Annotated in this window: 14 protein-coding genes; 6 read left to right on the forward strand and 8 right to left on the reverse strand. The window is 59.8% G+C overall.

All coding sequences use genetic code 11. The annotated features are described in order from the left end of the window. Nucleotides 1-57 precede the first annotated feature (57 nt). Nucleotides 58-549, reverse strand: a complete 492-nt coding sequence (locus RGR602_RS18700; protein ID WP_039846320.1) for a (2Fe-2S)-binding protein — start codon at nt 547-549, stop codon at nt 58-60. A gap of 271 nt (nt 550-820) precedes the next feature. Between RGR602_RS18700 and RGR602_RS18705 the strand changes: the two genes are divergently transcribed. From RGR602_RS18705 to RGR602_RS18715, 3 genes are all read left to right on the forward strand, one after another. Continuing rightward, on the forward strand, nt 821-1,075 hold the full coding sequence (locus RGR602_RS18705; protein WP_039846321.1) for a YMGG-like glycine zipper-containing protein: 255 nt from the start codon (nt 821-823) through the stop codon (nt 1,073-1,075). Between the two features lie 154 nt (nt 1,076-1,229). After that, entirely contained in the window at nt 1,230-3,152 is a 1,923-nt protein-coding gene (locus tag RGR602_RS18710) for an autotransporter assembly complex protein TamA (protein WP_203226175.1), read from the forward strand. 62 nt (nt 3,153-3,214) lie between these two features. Continuing rightward, on the forward strand, nt 3,215-9,637 hold the full coding sequence (locus tag RGR602_RS18715; protein WP_039846323.1) for a translocation/assembly module TamB domain-containing protein: 6,423 nt from the start codon (nt 3,215-3,217) through the stop codon (nt 9,635-9,637). Here the strand turns inward: RGR602_RS18715 and RGR602_RS18720 are convergent. Then, nucleotides 9,634-10,062, reverse strand: a complete 429-nt coding sequence (locus RGR602_RS18720; protein ID WP_039847023.1) for an Lrp/AsnC family transcriptional regulator — start codon at nt 10,060-10,062, stop codon at nt 9,634-9,636. The genes RGR602_RS18715 and RGR602_RS18720 overlap by 4 nt on opposite strands. A 132-nt stretch (nt 10,063-10,194) precedes the next feature. On the opposite strand from RGR602_RS18720, the gene rocF reads away from it, so the two are divergent. From rocF to RGR602_RS18735, 3 genes are all read left to right on the forward strand, one after another. Next, on the forward strand, nt 10,195-11,130 hold the full coding sequence (gene rocF, locus RGR602_RS18725) for an arginase (protein ID WP_039846324.1): 936 nt from the start codon (nt 10,195-10,197) through the stop codon (nt 11,128-11,130). Nucleotides 11,131-11,142: 12 nt separating this feature from the next. Next, nucleotides 11,143-12,342 (forward strand): ornithine--oxo-acid transaminase, encoded by a 1,200-nt coding sequence (rocD, locus tag RGR602_RS18730; RefSeq protein WP_039846325.1) that lies wholly within the window; start codon nt 11,143-11,145, stop codon nt 12,340-12,342. 226 nt (nt 12,343-12,568) lie between these two features. After that, nucleotides 12,569-13,045, forward strand: a complete 477-nt coding sequence (locus tag RGR602_RS18735; RefSeq protein WP_039846326.1) for a chemotaxis protein CheW — start codon at nt 12,569-12,571, stop codon at nt 13,043-13,045. 114 nt (nt 13,046-13,159) lie between these two features. On the opposite strand, the gene RGR602_RS18740 is transcribed toward RGR602_RS18735, so the two are convergent. The 6 genes from RGR602_RS18740 to RGR602_RS18765 form a co-directional block, all read right to left on the reverse strand. Beyond that, nucleotides 13,160-14,818, reverse strand: a complete 1,659-nt coding sequence (locus RGR602_RS18740; protein ID WP_039846327.1) for an OFA family MFS transporter — start codon at nt 14,816-14,818, stop codon at nt 13,160-13,162. Nucleotides 14,819-14,910: 92 nt separating this feature from the next. Continuing rightward, complete coding sequence (locus tag RGR602_RS18745; RefSeq protein WP_039846328.1) at nt 14,911-15,156, reverse strand: formate dehydrogenase subunit delta; 246 nt, start codon at nt 15,154-15,156, stop codon at nt 14,911-14,913. Continuing rightward, nucleotides 15,146-15,913, reverse strand: a complete 768-nt coding sequence (gene fdhD / locus RGR602_RS18750) for a formate dehydrogenase accessory sulfurtransferase FdhD (RefSeq protein WP_407692055.1) — start codon at nt 15,911-15,913, stop codon at nt 15,146-15,148. Before fdhD ends, RGR602_RS18745 begins: the two co-directional genes overlap by 11 nt. 59 nt (nt 15,914-15,972) lie before the next feature. Next, nucleotides 15,973-18,852 carry a formate dehydrogenase subunit alpha gene (gene fdhF, locus RGR602_RS18755; protein WP_039846330.1) on the reverse strand — a complete coding sequence of 960 codons (2,880 nt, stop codon included), beginning with the start codon at nt 18,850-18,852 and terminating at the stop codon, nt 15,973-15,975. Nucleotides 18,853-18,858: 6 nt separating this feature from the next. Continuing rightward, the gene (locus tag RGR602_RS18760) at nt 18,859-20,415 is read right to left on the reverse strand and encodes a formate dehydrogenase beta subunit (protein ID WP_039846331.1); all 1,557 of its coding nucleotides are present in this window, start codon (nt 20,413-20,415) and stop codon (nt 18,859-18,861) included. After that, the gene (locus RGR602_RS18765; RefSeq protein ID WP_039846332.1) at nt 20,412-20,891 is read right to left on the reverse strand and encodes a formate dehydrogenase subunit gamma; all 480 of its coding nucleotides are present in this window, start codon (nt 20,889-20,891) and stop codon (nt 20,412-20,414) included. The genes RGR602_RS18760 and RGR602_RS18765 overlap by 4 nt, the downstream gene beginning before the upstream one ends. Between the last annotated feature and the right edge of the window lie 48 nt (nt 20,892-20,939).

The raw sequence follows: 20,939 nt of genomic DNA on the forward strand, positions 1-20,939 counted from the left end.
GGCACTCCGCCAAATCGCATCGTGTGCGGCAGTCAGCCAGACAATTCCGGAAAGATGTTACTCGGCAGCCTGCTTGGCGCCGCCATGCATCTCCGCATTGGCGGAAAGCACGGCCTTGACGATGTTGTGATAACCGGTGCAGCGACAGATGTTGCCTTCGAGCTCCTGGCGAACCGTCTGTTCATCCAGTTGCCCGCCATGACGATTGATCATGTCGACCGCGGTCATCACCATGCCGGGCGTGCAGAACCCGCACTGGAGCCCGTGATGCTCCTTGAAGGCGGCCTGAACCGGATGAAGTTCGCCATTTGCGGCTAGGCCTTCGATCGTCGTGACCGACGAGCCCGATGCCTGAACGGCGAGGATCGTGCAGCTCTTGACCGACTTGCCGTCCATATGGACGACGCAGGTGCCGCACTGCGTCGTATCGCAGCCGACATGGGTTCCCGTCAGGCCCAGTCTTTCGCGAATGAAATGGACGAGAAGCGTGCGCTCTTCACAGTCGCCGCTCACCGCCCGGCCGTTCACCGTCAGTTTCACCTTCGCCATGATTTTCTCCTCGTGCCTCCTCCAGGCACAGGAACATCATTTGACTTTTTCGCTTAGGGATCAACCGCTACTTTGGGGAGTTCTGCCAAATTTGCTCTACGGACGACTGCATGACTCCGCATGACATCTGAATCGGATTGAAAACAACCGTGATCACAAAAATTTCAGCTGCAAACTGGACGCCATCCTGTTGCGACATAGTTTTAATTATCAAAAAGACACCGTGAAGGGACAGCGGCTGCCAAGCGGCAGTCAACCTTGGAGAGAAAAAATGAAGAAAGCAATCGCATTTGCTCTGATCGGCCTCTCGATCGCGAGCTGCACACCGACGGAGCGGGGTGCCGGGATCGGTGCGGCATCTGGTGCGGTCATCGGCGGGGTGGCCACAGGCAATGTTCGCGGAGCCGCAGTCGGCGCTGCGATCGGCGGCGTCGCAGGTGCCGTCATTGGCAGAGTCGCAGAACAGCCTGGGCAATGCTACTATCGCGACCGCTATGGTCGCCGCTATATCGACGATTGCCCCTAAGACGTAGTGCCAAGGTTCGAAAATCCCGGCTGCAAACCGGGATTTTTACCTTTCGTGCTAAATTAGCTCGAAAATAGCTTAAATCGGTACACCTCGTGCATTTTTGCCGCTAAGCTGTTAATGGCTGGGCAACGCATGTAATCAAAAGCGGCGGATGCATATCAGAGGGAAGACACCGAAATCGGGTTTTGCGTATCGGCGGGCAGGCACCATGATGGTGATCGCGGCGGCGGCTGCGTTTTCACCGGTTCTGACTGGCGAGGCCTATGCATTCAAGCTTTTCGGCATTACCATTTTTGGCGAAGACGAGAATGACAGCGAGCAGGTGCCTGATCCTGTGCGCTACGACGCCAATCTTGCAACGAATACCGCCGATCCTGATCTCAAAGAGGCTTTGGAGAATAGTTCGCGCCTGATCGGCGACGAGGATCGCCCGGTTTCCGGCGATCTGGGCATTGTCGTCAAGGCACGCGACGACCGCGACCGCCTGATCGCGGCGCTCTATGAAAAAGCGCGCTATGGCGGCGTCGTGACGATCACGATCGACGGAAAGAACATCGACGAACTTCCTCCCAACCCGACCTTCGACCGATCCAGGCCCGTTTCCGTTCAAGTCGCCATCGAGCCGGGACCGGTTTTCCGGGTCAAGGAAGTGCAGTTCGGCGGCGATGCTGCAAGCCGCAATCCCGCCGATTACGACCTTGCGCCTGGCGAAGTGGCCGGATCGCTGACGATCATCAAGGCCGGGGACAAGATCGTCGAACAGCTGAAGAGCGAGGGCCGACCGCTTGCGAAGCTGACCACACGCCAAGTGGTGGCCGATCACCGCACCAAGACGGTCGATATCGTCATCGCGACGGAAGGGGGTCCGATCGCCCCGATCGGCAATGTCGGCGTCACCGGGCAGAAAGCCGTCAAACCCGCGTTCATCCAGCGTTATTCGCGCCTTGAAAAAGGGGGAGCCTATTCTCCCGAGGCACTCAAGAAGGCTGGCGAACGGTTGCGCGCGCTCGGCGTTTTTTCGAGCGTCACCATTCACGAAGCCGATAGCCTCGCCGCCGATGGTACGCTGCCCATGACGATTGAAGTCTCGGAAGGCAAGCAGCGCTATTTCGGTGTCGGCGCCAATTATTCGACGATCGACGGCATGGGAGTCCAAGGTTATTGGGGACACCGCAACCTTTTCGGCGAAGCGGAATCCCTTCGGATCGAGGGCACGGTTGGCCGCCTCGGCGAAAACGACATCGGAAATCTCGACTACTCGACAGGTATTCTCTTCACCAAACCCGGCGCCTTTTTCCCTGCCGCAACGCTGAAGGCCGGCATTCTCGCAAAGACCGAAAATCCGGATGCCTACAACGCATCCCTGATCACCGCATCGCTCGGCCTGTCTTACGAGCTGACCGATCAAGATACCGCCTCGGCGAGCGCTGAAATCAGCTATGAGAAGGATGATGACGCCTTCGGCGACAATGAATATCTGACTTTCGCCCTGCCGCTTACTTACGAGCGCGATGCGCGCGACAACAAACTCAACCCCACGGAAGGCTACCGGGCCACGCTTGCAGCGACGCCGAGCTATGAGATGTTCGGCAGCACGATCTTCTCGTCCTTCGAGGGTTCGATAACCGGCTACCAGTCGATCGGCGCGGAAGACAATGTTGTCTTCGCTGGCAAGGTGGCGGCCGGCCTGCTGGTTGGCGGAGAATTGCCGGACATTCCCGCAACCAGACGTTTTTTTGCCGGCGGGGGCGGCTCGGTTCGGGGGTATGGCTATCAGGAGATTTCCCCCTACAACGCTGAGGATGAAGCGACGGGCGGCAAATCCTATGTCACCGCCTCGCTGGAAGCGCGCGTCAGGATCACCGAGACCATTGGCATCGTTCCTTTCATCGACGTCGGAACAGTGGGGAGCGAGGAGTTTCCCGATTTTTCCGACATCCGGGCCGGTGCCGGCGTCGGAATACGCTACGCCACGCCTTTTGGCCCCCTGCGGCTTGATTTTGCCGTACCGTTGAACAAGTACGAGAATGGCACGAGTTACGGCATCTATGCCGGGATCGGCCAGTCGTTCTAGAATGCGATAGTCGCGGATTTCAAACCCGCGATCAATGACGAGAACAGGGTAGTTCCGCCTTCATGCAAGCGCTGACGAAATTCGTGAGTTGGACCATCCGTGTGATCGGCGTTGCGACCGGTGCTGCACTGATCCTTGCCGCGATAGCCATTGCGATCTTCGGCTTCACCTCGTTCGGCTCGCGCATTGTTACGGAGGAAGTCGCGGAAGCCCTTTCGAACCGCGACATGAAAATTACGGTCCGCGAGCCAAGCGGCTTGCTGACCGGCGGATTGCGCGCTGCGGAGATAACCGTCTCAGATACGCGCGGGGTATTCGCGCAGATAACCGGTCTCTCGATAGACTGGAACCCGCTGGCGCTGCTCCGCGGCGCATTCCACGCAAGCGAACTCTCCCTCCGCTCCGTCAATATTATCCGAAAGCCGGTGCGTACCATTCCCTCACCACCAACAAGCGGTGAGGACGAGGGTTTCAGCCTGCCGATCAAGATCGATGTCGACAGGATCGCTATCTCGGACATCAATCTGAGCGAGAAATTCGCGGGACGCGCGTTTACTTTAACGGCGGGCGGCAATCTGCAGGCCGACCAGAATGGCGGGAATGGCGTAATCAATATCAGCCGTCACGATGTGCCGGATGCCAAGCTCTCGGCCGATTTGGCGTTCATGCCCGATCAGAACCAGTTGCGGCTGAAGGCGCAGCTGTCTGAACCGAAGGGGGGGCTGGTTGCAGCTTTCCTATCGCTGCCGGGCGACCCTTCAGTCGATATCGTCGTCGATGGCGAAGGGCCGGTCTCGGATTGGAACGGCAGGCTTCAAGCCGCCCTGGACGGTCAGCAACGCGCTTCGATCAAAGGACATCATGCGCTCACACAGGACGGTCTGCACCATCTTGATCTCAAGGGCGGCGGCGATCTGAGCACTCTTCTGCCGCCGGCCTTCCGGCCATTGTTTTCCGGCCAGACGAACATCGATGTCTCCGCCACCTTCAATAGAGGCAAACTCGATATCCAGACCGGCAACATAGCAACCGGCAGCGTCGTCATTGCGGCATCCGGCACCCTGGATCGGGCGGGAAACAACAGCCTGAACGTCAACGTGCTCGGTACGTCAGGTCCGGTTGATTTTCGTTGGCCGCTTGCCGATGGCGAAGCCCGTTTCATGGTGACCGGTCTAAACCTCGCCCTCACGGGCGACGCGCAGTCGGCACGGCTGAACGCCAGTGCTTCGCTCGATGCCGCAACATTGCCTCAGGCGACGATCGGCAACGTAAAGCTGACCGCGAAGAGCGACGCTTTCAATCTGGCCAAGCGCTCCGGTGCCGTTCAGTTGCGCATGGTTGCCGGTGATACGACGTTCCTGAACCCGGATGTCAATCGGGCAATACAAGGTCCTGTGACGCTTGCCGCGCCGCTCCAAATCGCCGCCGATGGCGTAGGCTTCAACGGGACAACATTTGAAAGCGCCAATGCAAGCGGCACCGTCAACGGCAGCTATAAGCTTACCGACAACACGCTGACGGGAAATGCGAAGCTTACAGTTCAACCCGCGGCACTGCCGCCTGCTATCGCGCCGCGCTTCGATACGCCGATCTCGATCGATACACAGATCGCCGGAACCATTCCGTCCAAGATCAACCTCTCGGATCTCGTCGTCAAATCCGGAACGATCGAAACTGCCGGCTCCGTGGTGCTTGACGGCGAAAGCCTCACCGCTAGCCTTTCCGGGCGGCTGCCGGATGTAAAAAAGGTTCTGGAAACCGCCGAAGGCGAGGCGAGCTATACGGTCAATGCCAGCGGCCCGCTGACAGCCCTGGCGATAAAGGCAAATTTGAAGGCCGCAACTCTTCGCACCGCTGGCCGCACGCTTGGTGACTTGGACGTCAACATTTCCGGCGCGGCTGATCCCGACGCACCGCAAGGTACCATCAATGCCAAGGTCACGATCGACGGCCAACCGATTATTATCGTTGCCGACGCACAGTCCAAAGGCGGCGTCATCAACGTTCCGTCTCTCAGTGCGGACGTCGGCAGCAACCGGCTGCGAGGCAATATCCAACTGTCCTCACGCTTCGAGCCAACCGGAGCGCTCACCTTCGATTTTCCCGATATCGGCCTGCTAGCCGCACTCGGCGGGCAGAGAGCCCAAGGCGATCTCAAGGGTGCGCTCGACATCGCAAACGACAACGGCAAGATCGCGCTAAAGGTGGCGGCCACAGGAAATGGCTTGCAGCGTGACACGTTTTCGATCGTGAGACCGGACATCGCTATCACCGTCACCGATCTCAAAGCCTTTTCCGCCAACGGCGTCGTCAAGGCCGGCGAGATGTCGGCAGGCGCCAACAAGCTGGCTGAACCGGTGCTGAACTTCGTGCAGCATCAGAACCGCACGAAGTTCGATCTTAACGCTGCCTACGATGATCATCCGGTGCTTGCCGAAGGCGATCTTGAAACAAAGGCAGGCGCGACGACGATCCGGCTCGATCGATTTTCAGGCAAACCACGCAATATTCCGGTTGAACTCTCCAGACCCGCCGAAATCGCGATTGCGAATGGCCAGGCCGCGCTGAGCGGCCTCACGGTCAAAACCGGAAGCGGTTCCGTGGCGGTGACCGGCTCGGCGGGCGAGACGCTCGACATCAATGCGGTCATCAGCGACCTGCCCGCAAGCCTCGCCAACGGTTTCGTTCCCAGGCTGAATGCCGAAGGTGCCGTCTCCGGCACGGTATCGGTCAAGGGAACGCCGGCGACGCCGATTGCGGATTTCAAGCTCGACTGGAAGAATGCCGCAACTAGCCACACCAGGAGCGCGCATCTTGCGCCGTTCGGCGTTGCCGCGACCGGAAAATTCGCCGATAACAAGCTCGACTTCGACGCAAGTGTCGATGGTTCCGAGGGACTGTCCTTAAAATCCCGCGGAAATGTTGTTGTGGCCGGAACGGGCGGGCAAAGCCTGAAAATTGATGCCGATGTCGTCAACCTTCCGGCGCGCATCGCCAACAGCTTCGTGCCTGGACTTGCCGCCGAGGGCACGATCTCTGGAACTGCCAAGGCATCGGGAACGCCGACTGCGCCGGCCGTCGATTTCGATCTCGACTGGAAGGACGCAGCCACAAGCCAGACCAAGGGTGCCGGATTGAAAGCGCTCGGGCTGAGCACCACTGGCAAATTTGCCGATAACAGGCTCGACTTCGATGCGAACCTATCGGGCCCAGCCGAAACGGGTCTCAAGGCAAATGGCAATGTCGTGATTGCCGGCACGGCGGTCCAAAACCTCGACGTGAATGCCAATCTCAACAATGTCCCGGCGAGCATTGCAAACAGCTTCGTGCCTGGACTTGCCGCCGAAGGCACGATCTCTGGAACTGCCAAGGCATCGGGAACGCCGACTGCGCCGGCCGTCGATTTCGATCTCGACTGGAAAGACGCAGCCACGAGCCAGACGAAACAGGCAAAGCTTGCCCCGTTCGGCCTGAGCGCCACCGGCAAACTCGCAGATAACAAGCTCGACTTCGATGCAGATCTGACCGGGGCAGCCAACACGGGACTGAGCGCGGACGGGAATATTGTTATCGCCGGCACGGCGGTCCAAAGTCTCGACGTCAACGCCAATCTCAACAATGTCCCGGCAAGCATTGCAAACAGCTTCGTGCCTGGACTTGCCGCCGAGGGCACGATCTCTGGAACTGCCAAGGCATCGGGAACGCCGACTGCGCCGGCCGTCGATTTCGATCTCGACTGGAAAGACGCAGCCACGAGCCAGACGAAACAGGCAAAGCTTGCCCCGTTCGGCCTGAGCGCCACCGGCAAACTCGCAGATAACAAGCTCGACTTCGATGCAGATCTGACCGGGGCAGCCAACACGGGACTGAGCGCGGACGGGAATATTGTTATCGCCGGCACGGCGGTCCAAAACCTCGACGTCAACGCCAATCTCAACAATGTCCCGGCAAGCATTGCAAACAGCTTCGTGCCTGGACTTGCCGCCGAAGGCACGATCTCTGGAACTGCCAAGGCATCGGGAACACTTGCTGCGCCGGCCGTCGATTTCGATCTTGATTGGAAGGACGCAGCCACAAGTCAGACTAAGGGTGCTGGATTGAAAGCGCTCGAGCTGAGCACCACCGGCAAATTTGCCGATAACAGGCTCGACTTCGATACAAGCGCGAATGCCGCCGATGGTGTCGCTTTGAAAGCGGCGGGTAAGGTCGTCGTTGCTGAAAAGACTATTCAGAGCTTGGAGATTGACGCGAACGTCACCAACGTTCCCGCAAGCATCGCAAACGGCTTTGTCCCGGGCCTGGCTGCCGGGGGTACCGTTTCGGGAAGGGTGACAGCCTCTGGGACGCTCTCCTCACCTGCCGTTGATTTCAGGCTCGATTGGAAGGACTTGGCGACAAGTCAGACGAAGGGCGCCAAGCTGTCGTCGCTGAACCTCAGCGCGAGGGGAAAATTTGCCGACAACAAGCTTGATTTCGACGCGAATGCGAGCGGTGCTGACGGAGCTTCGCTGAAAGCCAACGGCAATGTCGCAATTGCCGGCAAGACAGTCGAGAGCCTGAAGGTGGACGCCGACATTGCCGATCTGCCGGCAGGCATCGCCAACAATTTCGTGCCGGGCCTTGCGGCAGAAGGTGTCCTTTCTGGCACGGTTGTGGCTGGGGGGAGCCTTGCTTCCCCGACAGCCGATTTCAAACTCAACTGGAAGAACGCGGCAACTAGCCACACCAAGAAGGCAGGACTGTCCCAGCTCGTGGTGAACGCGACTGGCAAGCTTGCGAACAACAGGCTCGACTTCGATGCTAACATGAACGGCGCTGACAACGTCACTCTGAAAGCTGGCGGCAATGTCATGATAGAGGGCACAGTCGTCAAGAGCCTAAAGGTGGACGCCAATGTCTCCAATCTTCCGGCGAGCGTTGCAAACGGTTTCGTACCAGGCCTCGCCGCTGAGGGAACGATCTCCGGAACCGCATCGGTTTCGGGGCCGCTGTCCGCGCCGAAGGTTGATTTCAAGCTCAACTGGAAGAATGCGGCGACCAGCCAAACCAAAGGCGCCGGGCTCTCGCCGTTCGCAGTCACCGCGAACGGCAAGCTCGCCGATAACACACTCACCATCGATACCGACCTTACCGGCGACAGCGGCCTTTCGGTGAAGGGTGGCGGCACCGTTGCGATCACCGGCAGTCGGGCCCTCAACCTGCAATTCCGCGGCAACCTCCCCTTTGCCATCTTGGGTGCGCAGCTGGCGCAACAGGGCTTTGTCGTGGACGGCACCGCCGACATAGACCTCCGTATCACCGGTACGGCCGCCGGCCCCGTCATCAACGGGTCTATCGCGACCAGCGGCGCCAAGCTGGTCGATGTCCGCAGGAACCTTGCGCTCAACAATGTCGTCGCCAACATCACCATGAATGGCGAGCAGGCCACCATTTCCCGCCTAAGCGGCAATTTCGCGAGCGGCGGCAGCGTTACGGCGAGCGGTACGGTCGGGATCCGGCCGGGCAGCGGCTATCCGGTAAACATCGAGGTTAGGCTGAACAGGGCAGTCTATGTTGACGGAACGCTTGTCGTCGCGACGGTCGATGGCAATCTCGGTCTGCGGGGTCCGCTTCTCACCAACCCGGTGCTGAGCGGCAGGTTGAACGTCGAAAAAGCATCGATCACCGTGCCGGACAAGCTGCCGACTTCACTGCGCGAAATCAACATCAAGCATGTGAATGCACCACCTGCGGTGCGTGCCCAGCTGCGCGACGAAAATGCGCAGAAGGCCGGCGAGAAATCCACGACGCTCGCGCTCGACCTGCACATTAGCGCGCCGTCGAAAATCTTTGTCCGCGGCCGCGGCATCGATTCGGAACTTGGAGGCAGTGTCACGATCAGGGGAACGGCGGCAACGCCCGTCGTTTCCGGCGGCTTTACTATGCGTCGCGGACGCTTGACCATGCTTAACCGCCGCCTGAACTTCACCGACAAGAGCCGCATTACGTTTGCCGGTGACTTGACGCCGGCGCTCGATATGGAAGCGAGCTCCACTTCGGGAACGACGACGCTCATCGTCGACGTCACCGGACTTGCGACAGATCCCTCGATCACCTTCTCGTCCTCGCCGACCCTGCCGCAGGATGAAGTGCTGGCGCAGCTCATATTCGGCCAATCGATGTCGAAGCTCTCGCCGGTCCAGATCGCACAGCTCGCCGATGCGGTGAGCCAGCTGGCGGGCGGACGTTCGACCTCGCTTTTCGAGGGGCTCCGCAACCAGCTTGGTGTCGACGACCTGAACATCAGCACCGACGAGAAAGGGCAGACAAGTGTCAGCGTCGGCCGCTATTTGAACGAGCGCACCTATTTCGAGCTGCAGCAAGGCGGCGAAGCAGGCGCCAAGGCGATTATCAATCTCGATGTCGGGCGTGGCGTGAAATTACGTGGTGCTGCGGGCGGAAACGGCGCCGGCGAAGCCGGCATCGTCTACGAACATGAATATTAGAATCCGGACTTCCGGGTTTTCAGCAGGATACTGGTTTCAGTCGAATTGATGCCGTTGACGAGCCGGATACGGCGGAGCGTCTCATCGAAGGAGACGAGATCGCGATCCTCAAGCTCCGCGACGAAATCCCATTTGCCGTTGGTGCTGTGCAGCGCACGTACCTGCGGGAGACCGCGCAACTGATCGGCCACTCGGTCGGCGAGCTTGCCGAGTACCTCGATCATGACGATGGCACGAACTCCCGCGGCACGCGTTTCATGGCCGGTCCGGATGGTGAAAGCGGCAATGGTGCCGCTTGCGACAAGCCGGTCGATGCGGGCGGCAACGGTCGCGCGCGACGCGCCAGTCATCGCGGCGAGAGAGGATACCGGCGTTCTAGCATTATGGCGAAGCGCGCTTAGAAGTTCTTGATCAAGGTCGTCCATGGCGATCACTTTGTCGAAACACACTTAGCAAAGTGCATAATCGGATTTGATTTCTGACACTTTTCCATCTTTTTGCCGTCACGTCGATATCCGAATATGCGCCAATCCAATTTCGAATCCGGAGCGCCCAGAATGGAAGTTCAGTCTCGATCAGTCACACTCATTGGTGTTCCGGTAGAGGAAGGATCAGGCCGGCGCGGGGCGGCGATGGGGCCGGCAGCGCTACGCATTGCCGGTGTGGACCAGACCCTGATCGACCTCGGCCATGATGTGTGCGATGAAGGCGACATCCACGTCGTACCGGCACGTGACCTTCCGAACCATCCGAAGGCGCACAATCTGCGTCTCATTGGCGCCTATACGCGTGCGCTCGAAGCCAGCACCTACGAGGCCGCTGCGGCCGGACGCTTTCCGCTGATTCTCGGCGGCGACCACAGCCTGTCGATGGGCAGTGTCTCCGGCATGGCGCGTTACGCGGCCGAGCAGGACCGCCCGCTCTTCGTACTCTGGCTCGACGCCCATTCTGACTTCAATTCGCCGGCGACGTCGCCTTCCGGCAATATGCACGGCATGCCCGTCGCTTTCTTCAGCGGTCAGGCCGAGGTCGCCGAAATCCTGCCTAAGGACCGGCCCCTCGTTGACCCGCGCAATGTGTTTCAGGTTGGCATTCGCTCCGTCGATCCGTCCGAACGCGTGGAAATCCAAAAGCACGGCGTCAATGTCTTCGACATGCGCTCGATCGATGAGCAGGGCATCGCAGCCACCATGCGCCATATCGTCAGCACAATCGAAAAGGCGAACGGCCTTCTGCATGTAAGCCTCGATGTCGATTTCCTCGACCCGGATATTGCACCTGGCGTCGGCACCACCGTCCCGGGCGGCGCGACATTTCGCGAAGCCCACCTCGTCATGGAAATCCTTTCCGACAGCGGGCTCGTTTCGTCGCTTGATCTTGTCGAGCTCAATCCGTTTCTGGACGATCGCGGCAAGAGTGCCCGCGTTCTCGTGGAACTGACGGCAAGCCTCTTCGGGCGCCGCATCTTCGATCGTCCGACACGCGCCGCATAAGGGGAAGCAGCCATGAGCACATCCACAGATCTGATCGCCACCGAACACCAGCTTGGTGCGCATAACTACAAGCCGCTCGACGTCGTCCTGACGCGCGGCGAAGGGGTGTACGTCTGGGATACGGACGGCAAGCGGTATCTCGATTGCCTTTCCGCCTATTCTGCGGTCAATCAGGGGCACTGCCATCCGAAGATCCTGGCGGCGATGGTCGAACAGGCCGGAAAGCTCACTCTCACCTCGCGCGCATTCCGCAACGACCAGCTCGCACATCTCTATGAGGAGCTGGCCACGCTCACCGGCTCTCACAAGATCCTGCCGATGAACTCCGGCGCCGAAGCCGTTGAGACGGCCATCAAGGCGGTTCGCAAATGGGGCTATGAAGTAAAGGGCGTTCCGGAAGGAAAGGCGGAGATCATCGTCTGCGCCGATAACTTCCATGGCCGGACGCTCACTATCATCAGCTTTTCCACAGATCCGGACGCACGTGCCGGCTTCGGCCCCTATACGCCAGGCTTTCGCATGGTTCCCTTCGGCGATGCGGAAGCCTTCGCGGCCACCATCAACGAGAACACCGTTGCCGCCCTCATCGAGCCGATCCAGGGCGAAGCCGGTGTCATCATCCCGCCTGAGGGATATTTCAAGCGTGTCCGTGAGTTGTGCACCGCCAACAACGTCACGCTGATCCTCGACGAGATCCAGACAGGCCTCGGCCGGACGGGCAAATTCCTGGCGGAGGAGCATGAGGGCATTGAAGCCGACGTGACGCTGATCGGCAAGGCGCTTTCCGGTGGTTTCTATCCGGTATCGGCCGTCCTTTCCAACTCGGAAGTTCTCGGAGTGCTGAAACCCGGCCAGCATGGCTCGACGTTTGGAGGCAATCCTCTTGCTTGCGCCGTCGCCCGCGCCGCACTGAAGGTGCTCACTGAGGAAGGCATGATCGAAAATGCCGAGAAGATGGGTGCATACTTCCTCGACGGTCTGAGGTCGATCCGCTCCAACATCGTCAAGGACGTGCGCGGCCGCGGCCTGATGATGGCGATCGAGCTGGAGCCGGAAGCTGGGGGCGCGCGGCGGTACTGCTATAACCTCAAGGAACGGGGCCTGCTGGCAAAGGATACGCATGAAAATACGATCCGCCTGGCGCCGCCGCTCGTCATCACCAAGCAACAGGTGGAATGGGCGATCTCTGAGATCGAGAAGACGATCGCATAAGGCAAGCACCTTCTCGTTTCTATTGTTGAGGCAAGATTGCGAATGAACCCAAAAACCTTGTGGTCTCCAGTGACGATTTAGATTTGTGCAACACTCTTCCGGTAATGTCGCGCGTAACCGTAACGAGGCCCCGAAGATCATTGCGAGGGCGTCGCGTGGTGTGAAGGCACGGGGTGTTCGCCAATGGTGGCGCAGCCGCTTCTGCCGGGCTTGGGAAGACTTTCTAATGACGACGATCAACTCAAATAACTTCAGCGGCGACACTCTCGAGATCATCGCATTCCGCCTGCATGATCAGGAGTTCTGCGTAAAGACGACCACCATCCGCGAAATCCGCGGCTGGGCGCCTTCGACGCCGATCCCGCATGCGCCTGCTGATGTCATCGGCGTCATGAACCTTCGCGGCTCAGTTATCCCGATCATCGATCTCGCCTATAAGCTCGGCATGCAGAGCACCGTCGCCAATGAGCGAAGCGCCATCGTTGTCGCCGAAGTGCACAGCATGGTCATCGGCATGCTTGTCGACCGCGTCTCCGACATTCTGACGATTGCCTCCAACCAGGTTCAGCCCGTACCGGAAGTGACGGCATCCTTCGATCGCGCTTACTGCGAAGGCGTCATCGCCTCGGAGAACGGCATGATCTGCTTCTTGAACCTTGCCAAGATGTTCAAGGAAAACGAAACCGACGAACTGGCAGCGTAAGCCACCGAAGCATGATTTCCGGAAGCCGCCGCAAGGCGGCTTTTTTAATGGTGGCGCACCATTAAAAAAAGCACGCGCCGACGCGCGTGCCTTGATTTTCGAGAATGATCAAAATCAACCGAACAGTGCAAAGGTTGCCTTCAGCGTGACCCATACGCCCCAAAGCAGCGGGATGCCGACGACGGCCCAGGCAAGCAGAGCCTTTGAGTCGAAGCCGCCTTTGCCGATACCGAACGAGCCGGTCGGGCCTATGCTTGCGGCTGCGGATTTCGCCTGAAGTGCTGCAACCTCCTCATCGGACATAAACCACTTGCTGGCAAGCGGCCGGACGAGGGCGTTGGCAATCAGACCCAGAGCCAGCATGCCAGCCAGGATATACATGGTCCCTGTGTAGAGAGCCGGTCCCGGTGCAACGCCGGCTGCTATCTGCGCTTCGCGAATATAGTTCACGACCACAGGACCAACGATGCCGGCGGTTGCCCACGCTGTCAGTAGGCGGCCGTGGATAGCGCCGACGAATTGCGTGCCGAAAATATCGGCAAGATAGGCCGGAATTGTGGAGAAACCGCCGCCATACATCGAAAGAATGATGGCGAAGGCGAGGACGAAGAGCGCCTTGTTGCCCATGCCCGCAAAGGTTGGCGCAAGTGCATAAAGCGCGATGCCGAGGATGAAAAAGCAATAATAGGTGTTCTTGCGGCCGATTCTGTCGGAGAGCGAGGCCCAGAAGAAGCGGCCGCCGATGTTGAAGAGCGACAGAAGTCCGGCGAACCCGGCAGCGATCGTGGCGATGGATGCTTTCTGCGCCGCGTCAAGCTGCGCAAAGCCAACATCCGGCAAACCGATCAGCGAACCAGCAAAGATTTCCTGCAACATCGGCGAGGCCATGCCGATAACGCCGATACCTGCCGACACGTTGAGGCAGAGCACCGCCCAGATCAGCCAGAACTGCTTCGTCCTGTGCGCATCGCGCAGGTGAACGTGCTTGGTGGTGATCATCGTGCTCTTGGCGGCAGGGGCGGTCCAGCCTTCCGGACGCCAGCCGGCGGGTGGAATGCGATAACCGAACGCACCGCCCATCATGAAGCCGAAATAGATGATTGCCATAACGATGAAGGTTTGCCAGACGCCAACCGAGGTGTCGGTCTTGAAATAGTTCATCAGCAGGTTGGCGAGCGGTGCGCCGATCATTGCCCCGCCGCCAAACCCCATGATGGCCATGCCCGTCGCCATGCCGCGGCGGTCCGGAAACCACTTAATGAGCGTCGACACCGGCGAAATGTACCCGAGGCCGAGACCGATGCCGCCGATGACGCCGGCGCCGAGCCACATCAGCCACAGCTGATGCGTCATCACGCCCAAGGCAGCAACGAGGATGCCGCCACACCAGCAGCAAGCGGATACAAAGCCCGCTTTGCGCGGACCGGAACGCTCCAGCCAGCCGCCCCAGATGGCGGCGGAGCAACCGAGCAGAACGAAAAAGAGGGTATAGATCCAGCCGAGATCGGCGACACGCCAATCGCATATCGTCGTGAACAGCGCAGACGCAAGCGTCAGATCGGGGCATGCTGTCGATGCCGTGATCCCGAGCGATTTCGAAAGCGGCAGCCAGAAGACGCTGAAGCCGTAAGCCATGCCGATGCAAAGATGTATGGCGAGCGCTGCCGGCGGCACAAGCCAGCGATTGAAACCCGGCTTAGCAATGATCCTCTCCCGATCAAGCAGGCCAAGTCCGGCTAAATCACCTGTGGTATCTGTTTCCGCTGCAGTCATGAATAATTCCTCCTGATTAAAGACTTTTCTTGCAATAATTCATGCTTGAGCAGGCGAAATGCCTGTGCCCCCTCCAAGCGTGAAATCGATATTTATTTCCGGATTGATTCGGCCGGTTCCGGCCTGCGGATCAGAGGTGCCGCTTGAATGACGAGCGCGTTCAAGCGGTTATCGTCCTTTTCGAGAATTTCAAACAACTGCCGCCGCATGCGCGGCTCCCAGAATTTGTTGATATGCGTCGCAACACCTTGAGCTGCCTCGCTCTCAGGCTGGCTCTTGAAAAAGGTCGCAATTTGGTTGGCCATGTAGACGAGCTTTGAATGCGGATCATGCGACATCGGCAATGCTTTCAGGCAAAATACGGTGCGGGTGGGTGAAAATTTCGAAGTCATCGCCGCGCACAAGCGCAACGAGCGTCATGCCGGCTTGCTCGGCAGTTCGGATGGCAAGAGCCGTCGGCGCAGAAATCGCGATGAGGACAGAGCTTCCTAGGATCGCGGCTTTCTGCACCATCTCGACCGACAGCCGACTCGTGACGGCTACAGCCCCCTTTGAGCCGGTCGTTCCGGTGCCAATGACAGCCCCACAGAGCTTGTCGAGTGCATTGTGCCTGCCGACATCCTCGCGAACGACGAGCAAGCCTCTACCAGGAATGTAGAAGCCCGCTCCGTGGACTGCACGTGTTTCCCTGTGGAGCGGCTGGGCGTCATTAAGGAGCGAGACGGCTCGGACGATGTCGCCATGCGTCAGCTTGAGATCCGCAGAGGAAACATCGGGCACCGGACGGACAGCCTGATCGATCGATTCGATGCCGCAAAGCCCGCAACCAACCGGTCCAGCCATGCTGCGTCGGCGCGCACGCAATGCGTCGGCGACATCGTCTGTCAGCGTTACCTGGACATCGATACCCTGCGGCTCATCGACGATTTCGATTGCGCAGACCTGGCCCGCGTCCTGGATTATGCCTTCCGTCAGGCTGAATCCGATCGCAAAGTCTTCTATGTCCTCCGGCGTCGCCATCATTACCGCATGCGCCGTGCCGCCGTAGGAAAAGGCAACCGGTATCTCCTCCGGCACGACGCGCTCACCCGGCATCACGACCCCGCCCTTTCGGGCGATGCGTTTGACGGAAATGCGCGCCGCCCGCCTTTCCATTATTCGGCCGCCACCAGCTTGCCGGCAATGCGACGGCTTTGGCGTGCCTGCTCGTCATATTCGGCCTGCCACTCTGAAGGGCCGTTCGATGGCGAGACCTGTACCGCCGTCACCTTGTATTCCGGGCAGTTCGTCGCCCAGTCGGAAAAATCGGTGGTGATGACGTTTGCCTGCGTATTCGGATGATGGAAGGTCGTGTAGACGACACCGGGTGCAACGCGATCGGTAATCAGCGCCCGCAGTGACGTATCGCCGGAGCGGCTGGCAAGCTTCACCCAGTCGCCATCGCGAATACCGCGCATTTCGGCATCATGTGCATGGATTTCCAGCCGGTCCTCGGCATGCCAGACGACGTTGTCGGTGCGCCGCGTCTGGGCACCGACATTATACTGGCTGAGGATACGGCCGGTCGTCAGCAGAAGCGGGAAGCGTGGCCCGGTGCGTTCATCAGTCGCGACATATTCCGTCCGGATGAACTTGCCCTTGCCGCGAACAAAGCCGTTCACATGCATGATCGGCGAACCTTGCGGGGACGTTTCGTTGCAGGGCCACTGCACCGATCCCATCTTTTCCAGGTAGTCGTATGAAACCAGCGCGAAGCTCGGTGTCGTTGCCGCGATCTCATCCATGATCTCGGACGGATGCTGGTAATTCCAGCTGAGCCCCATGGCTTGTGCCAGCTTCTGCGTCACCTCCCAATCGCCATAACCGTTGCGAGGCGTCATGACCTTGCGCACGCGGTTGATACGACGTTCGGCATTGGTAAAAGTGCCGTCCTTTTCCAGGAAGGTCGAGCCCGGCAGGAAGACATGCGCGTAGTTTGCCGTCTCGTTCAGGAAGAGATCCTGAACCACGACGCATTCCATTGCAGCAAGACCGGCCGCCACGTGCTTCGTATCCGGATCGGATTGGAGAATGTCCTCGCCTTGGACATACAAACCCTTGAACGTGCCATCCACGGCCGCGTCCAGCATGTTGGGGATGCGAAGTCCGGGTTCGTTGTTGAGTTTGACGCCCCACAGCTTCTCGAAGATATCGCGCGTCGCATCGTCCGAGATATGGCGGTAACCCGGCAGCTCGTGCGGGAAGGAGCCCATGTCGCAGGAGCCCTGCACATTGTTCTGGCCACGCAGCGGGTTAACGCCGACGCCCGGACGGCCGATATTGCCGGTCGCCATCGCCAGATTTGCGATCGCCATAACGGTGGTGGAACCCTGGCTGTGCTCGGTGACGCCGAGGCCGTAGTAGATCGCCCCGTTTCCGCCGCGCGCATAAAGGCGCGCTGCGCCACGAACGGATTGCGCCGGAACGCCGGTGAACTTCTCGGTCTCTTCCGGGCTGTGATAGGGCTCCGAGACGAAAGCCGCCCAATCTTCGAATTCAGACCAATCGCAGCGCTCGCGAATGAAGGCTTCGTCATAGAGCCCTTCGGTCACGATCACATGCGCCAGCGACGTCATGACGGCGACATTGGTGCCAGGCTTCAGGGGCAGGTGATAGGCAGCCTCGACATGCGGTGTTTTGACGAGATCGATGCGCCGCGGGTCGATGACGATCAGCTTGGCGCCCTGACGCAGCCGTTTTTTCAGTCGCGAGGCAAAGACCGGATGGCCGTCCGTCGGATTGGCGCCAATGACGATGACGACATCCGAATCCTCGACACTGTCGAAATTCTGGGTACCGGCAGAGGTGCCGAAGGCCTGGCCGAGGCCATAGCCCGTCGGCGAATGGCAGACGCGAGCGCAAGTATCGACATTGTTGTTGCCGAAGCCCGCGCGCACGAGTTTCTGAACGAGGAACGTCTCCTCGTTCGTGCAACGCGACGAGGTTATGCCGCCGATCGAATCGCGGCCATACTGATACTGGATGCGGCGGAATTCCGACGCCACGTGCGCAATAGCCTCGTCCCAGGTCACTTCACGCCAAGGATCGGTGACCTTCTCGCGGATCATCGGATTGAGGATCCGGTCCTTATGCGCCGAGTAGCCGTAGGCAAAACGCCCCTTGACGCAGGAATGTCCGCGGTTGGCCTGGCCGTCCTTCCACGGCACCATGCGCACCAGCTCCTCACCGCGCATCTCCGCCTTGAACGAGCAGCCGACGCCGCAATAAGCACAGGTGGTCACTACCGAATGTTCGGGCTGGCCGATTTGGATGACCGATTTTTCGGTCAGCGTCGCCGTCGGGCAGGCCTGCACGCAGGCACCGCATGAAACGCATTCGGAATCGATGAAGTGCTCGTGCATGCCCGGCGAAACACGCGAGCCGAAACCGCGGCCCTCGATCGTCAGCGCAAAGGTTCCCTGCACTTCCTCGCAGGCACGCACGCAGCGGGAGCAGACAATGCACTTTGACGGATCATAGGTGAAATACGGGTTCGATTCGTCCTTCGGCATCCATTTGAGATTGTTGTCGCCGTTGTTGCGTGCCTTGACGTGATTGTCGCCTTCATACCCGTAGCGAACGTCGCGCAAGCCGACGGCGCCTGCCATATCCTGCAACTCGCAATCACCGTTGGCAGCACAGGTCAGGCAGTCGAGCGGGTGATCGGAAATGTAGAGCTCCATCACCCCGCGGCGAATGTCCTTCAGGCGTCCGGTCTGCGTATGGACCACCATGCCCGCTGCAACCGGCGTCGTGCAGGATGCGGGCGTCCCATTGCGGCCTTCGATCTCCACGAGACAGAGGCGGCAGGAGCCAAAGGCGTCGACCATATCGGTCGAACAAAGCTTCGGCACTTGAATTCCGGCCTCCATCGAGGCGCGCATGACAGACGTACCCTCCGGCACGCTGATCTGACGGCCATCGATGGTCAGCGTCACGCTTGTTTCGGATTTCGAAGCCGGGGTGCCGTAGTCGATTTCGTGAACGAGAGACATGGATCCTTACTCCGCCGCTTCGATGAGGGGTGTTGGCGCGAAATCGTCCGGGAAGTGCGTCATCGCGCTCGTCACCGGATAGGGCGTGAAACCACCGAGTGCACAAAGCGAGCCGAATTTCATGGTGTTGCAGAGATCGGCGAGTAATGCCCGGTTCTTCTCCGGCTCGATTCCTTGCGCGATCTTGTCTGCGGTTTCGACACCGCGCGTGGAGCCGATGCGACAGGGCGTGCACTTGCCGCAGCTTTCGACCGCACAGAATTCCATAGCGAACCGCGCCTGTTTCAGCATGTCCACGGTGTCGTCGAAGATGACGATGCCCGCATGGCCGATGAGGCCGTCCTTGGCAGCAAAGGCTTCGTAATCAAAAGGCGTATCGAAGAGTGTCCTCGGGAAATAGGCACCAAGCGGACCGCCGACCTGCACCGCCTTCACCGGCCGGCCCGTTGCTGTCCCGCCGCCGATCCTTTCGACGATATCGCCGAGTGACAGCCCGAAGGCCGTCTCGTAAAGACCGCCATGCTTGACGTTCCCGGCGATCTGCAGCGGGATCGTGCCGCGCGACCGGCCCATCCCGAAATCGCGGTAAAAAACAGCCCCTTTTTCCAGGATGACCGGCACCGAGGCCAGCGAGATCACATTATTGATGACCGTGGGACAGGCAAAGAGTCCCTGGTGCGCCGGCAGCGGCGGCTTGGCGCGAACGACGCCGCGCTTGCCTTCCAGGCTGTTCAGCAGCGACGTTTCCTCGCCGCAGACATAAGCACCCGCACCGGTCCTGACTTCAATATCGAACGCGCGGCCAGAACTGAGTACCGAAGCGCCGAGAATGCCGGCGCCGCCGGCGATCTCGACCGCTTCCGTCATCGTCGCGATCGCATGGGGATATTCCGAACGGATATAGATGAAGCCCTTCGTCGCACCCGTCGCGAGCCCGGCAATTGCCATGCCTTCGATCAGCACAAAGGGATCACCCTCCATGATCATGCGGTCTGCGAAGGTGCCGCTGTCGCCTTCGTCTGCATTGCAGACGATGTATTTCCGCTCGCCCACGGCATCCAGTACCGTCTTCCATTTGATGCCGGTTGGAAAACCAGCACCGCCGCGGCCGCGAAGACCGGATTCGGTCACCTCCTTGACCACGTCTGCGGGAGCCATGTCCGCCGCGCGGCGAAGGCCGGCAAGGCCGCCATGTGCTTCATAATCTTTCAGAGAAAGCGGATCGACGACGCCGCAGCGGGCGAAGGTCAGGCGGGTCTGTTCCTTGAGGAATGGGAGGCCTTCGACCTCCCCCAGACAGAGCGCGTGATCGCCGCCGCTCTCCAAGCCCGCATCGAAAAGTGCAGCGACATCCTTCACCTTTACCGGCCCGTAGCCGATGCGCTTGCCGGATACCTCGACCTCCACCAGAGGTTCTAGCCAGAACATTCCGCGCGAGCCGTTGCGCATGATCTTCGCATCGATGCCGCGGGCTGCGATCTCCTGGGTAACCGCTTCAGCCACCTTCTCGGCACCGAGCGCTAGCGCTGCGGCGTCGCGCGGAACATAAATCGTCACGCTCATCGCCGCACCTCCGCAACGAGGTCGGCAATTGTCTGATCGTCGATCCGCCCATAGAGCTCGCCGTCGAGCATGGCTGCGGGGGCGCAAGCGCAGAGCCCGAGACAGTAGACTGGCTCCAAGGTCACGCTGCCGTCGAGCGCGGTCTGATGGAAATCGACGCCGAGCAGTGTCTTCATACGATCGGCGACAGCATCGCCGCCCATCGACTGACAGGCCTCGGCACGACATAGCTTCAGGACATGGCGGCCGGCAGGATGATCGCGATAATCGTGATAGAACGTCATCACACCATGCACTTCGGCGCGCGAGAGATTGAGTTCGCTCGCAATAACCGGCAGCGCTTCGTGCGGCACATAGCCGAATTCATCCTGGACTTCGTGAAGGATTGGAAGGAGCGGGCCTTCAAGAGAGCGCAAGGCACCAACAATCGCGCGCGTGCGTTCGGCAATATCGCCATTGGCGACATGAGCATTCATTTCGGCGGGCCTCCCGAGGCTTTGCTGTGTCGCTCACCGAAACGGCCT

Origin of the sequence: Rhizobium gallicum bv. gallicum R602sp (assembly GCF_000816845.1) — a bacterium.
In the GTDB taxonomy this organism is placed as follows: domain Bacteria; phylum Pseudomonadota; class Alphaproteobacteria; order Rhizobiales; family Rhizobiaceae; genus Rhizobium; species Rhizobium gallicum.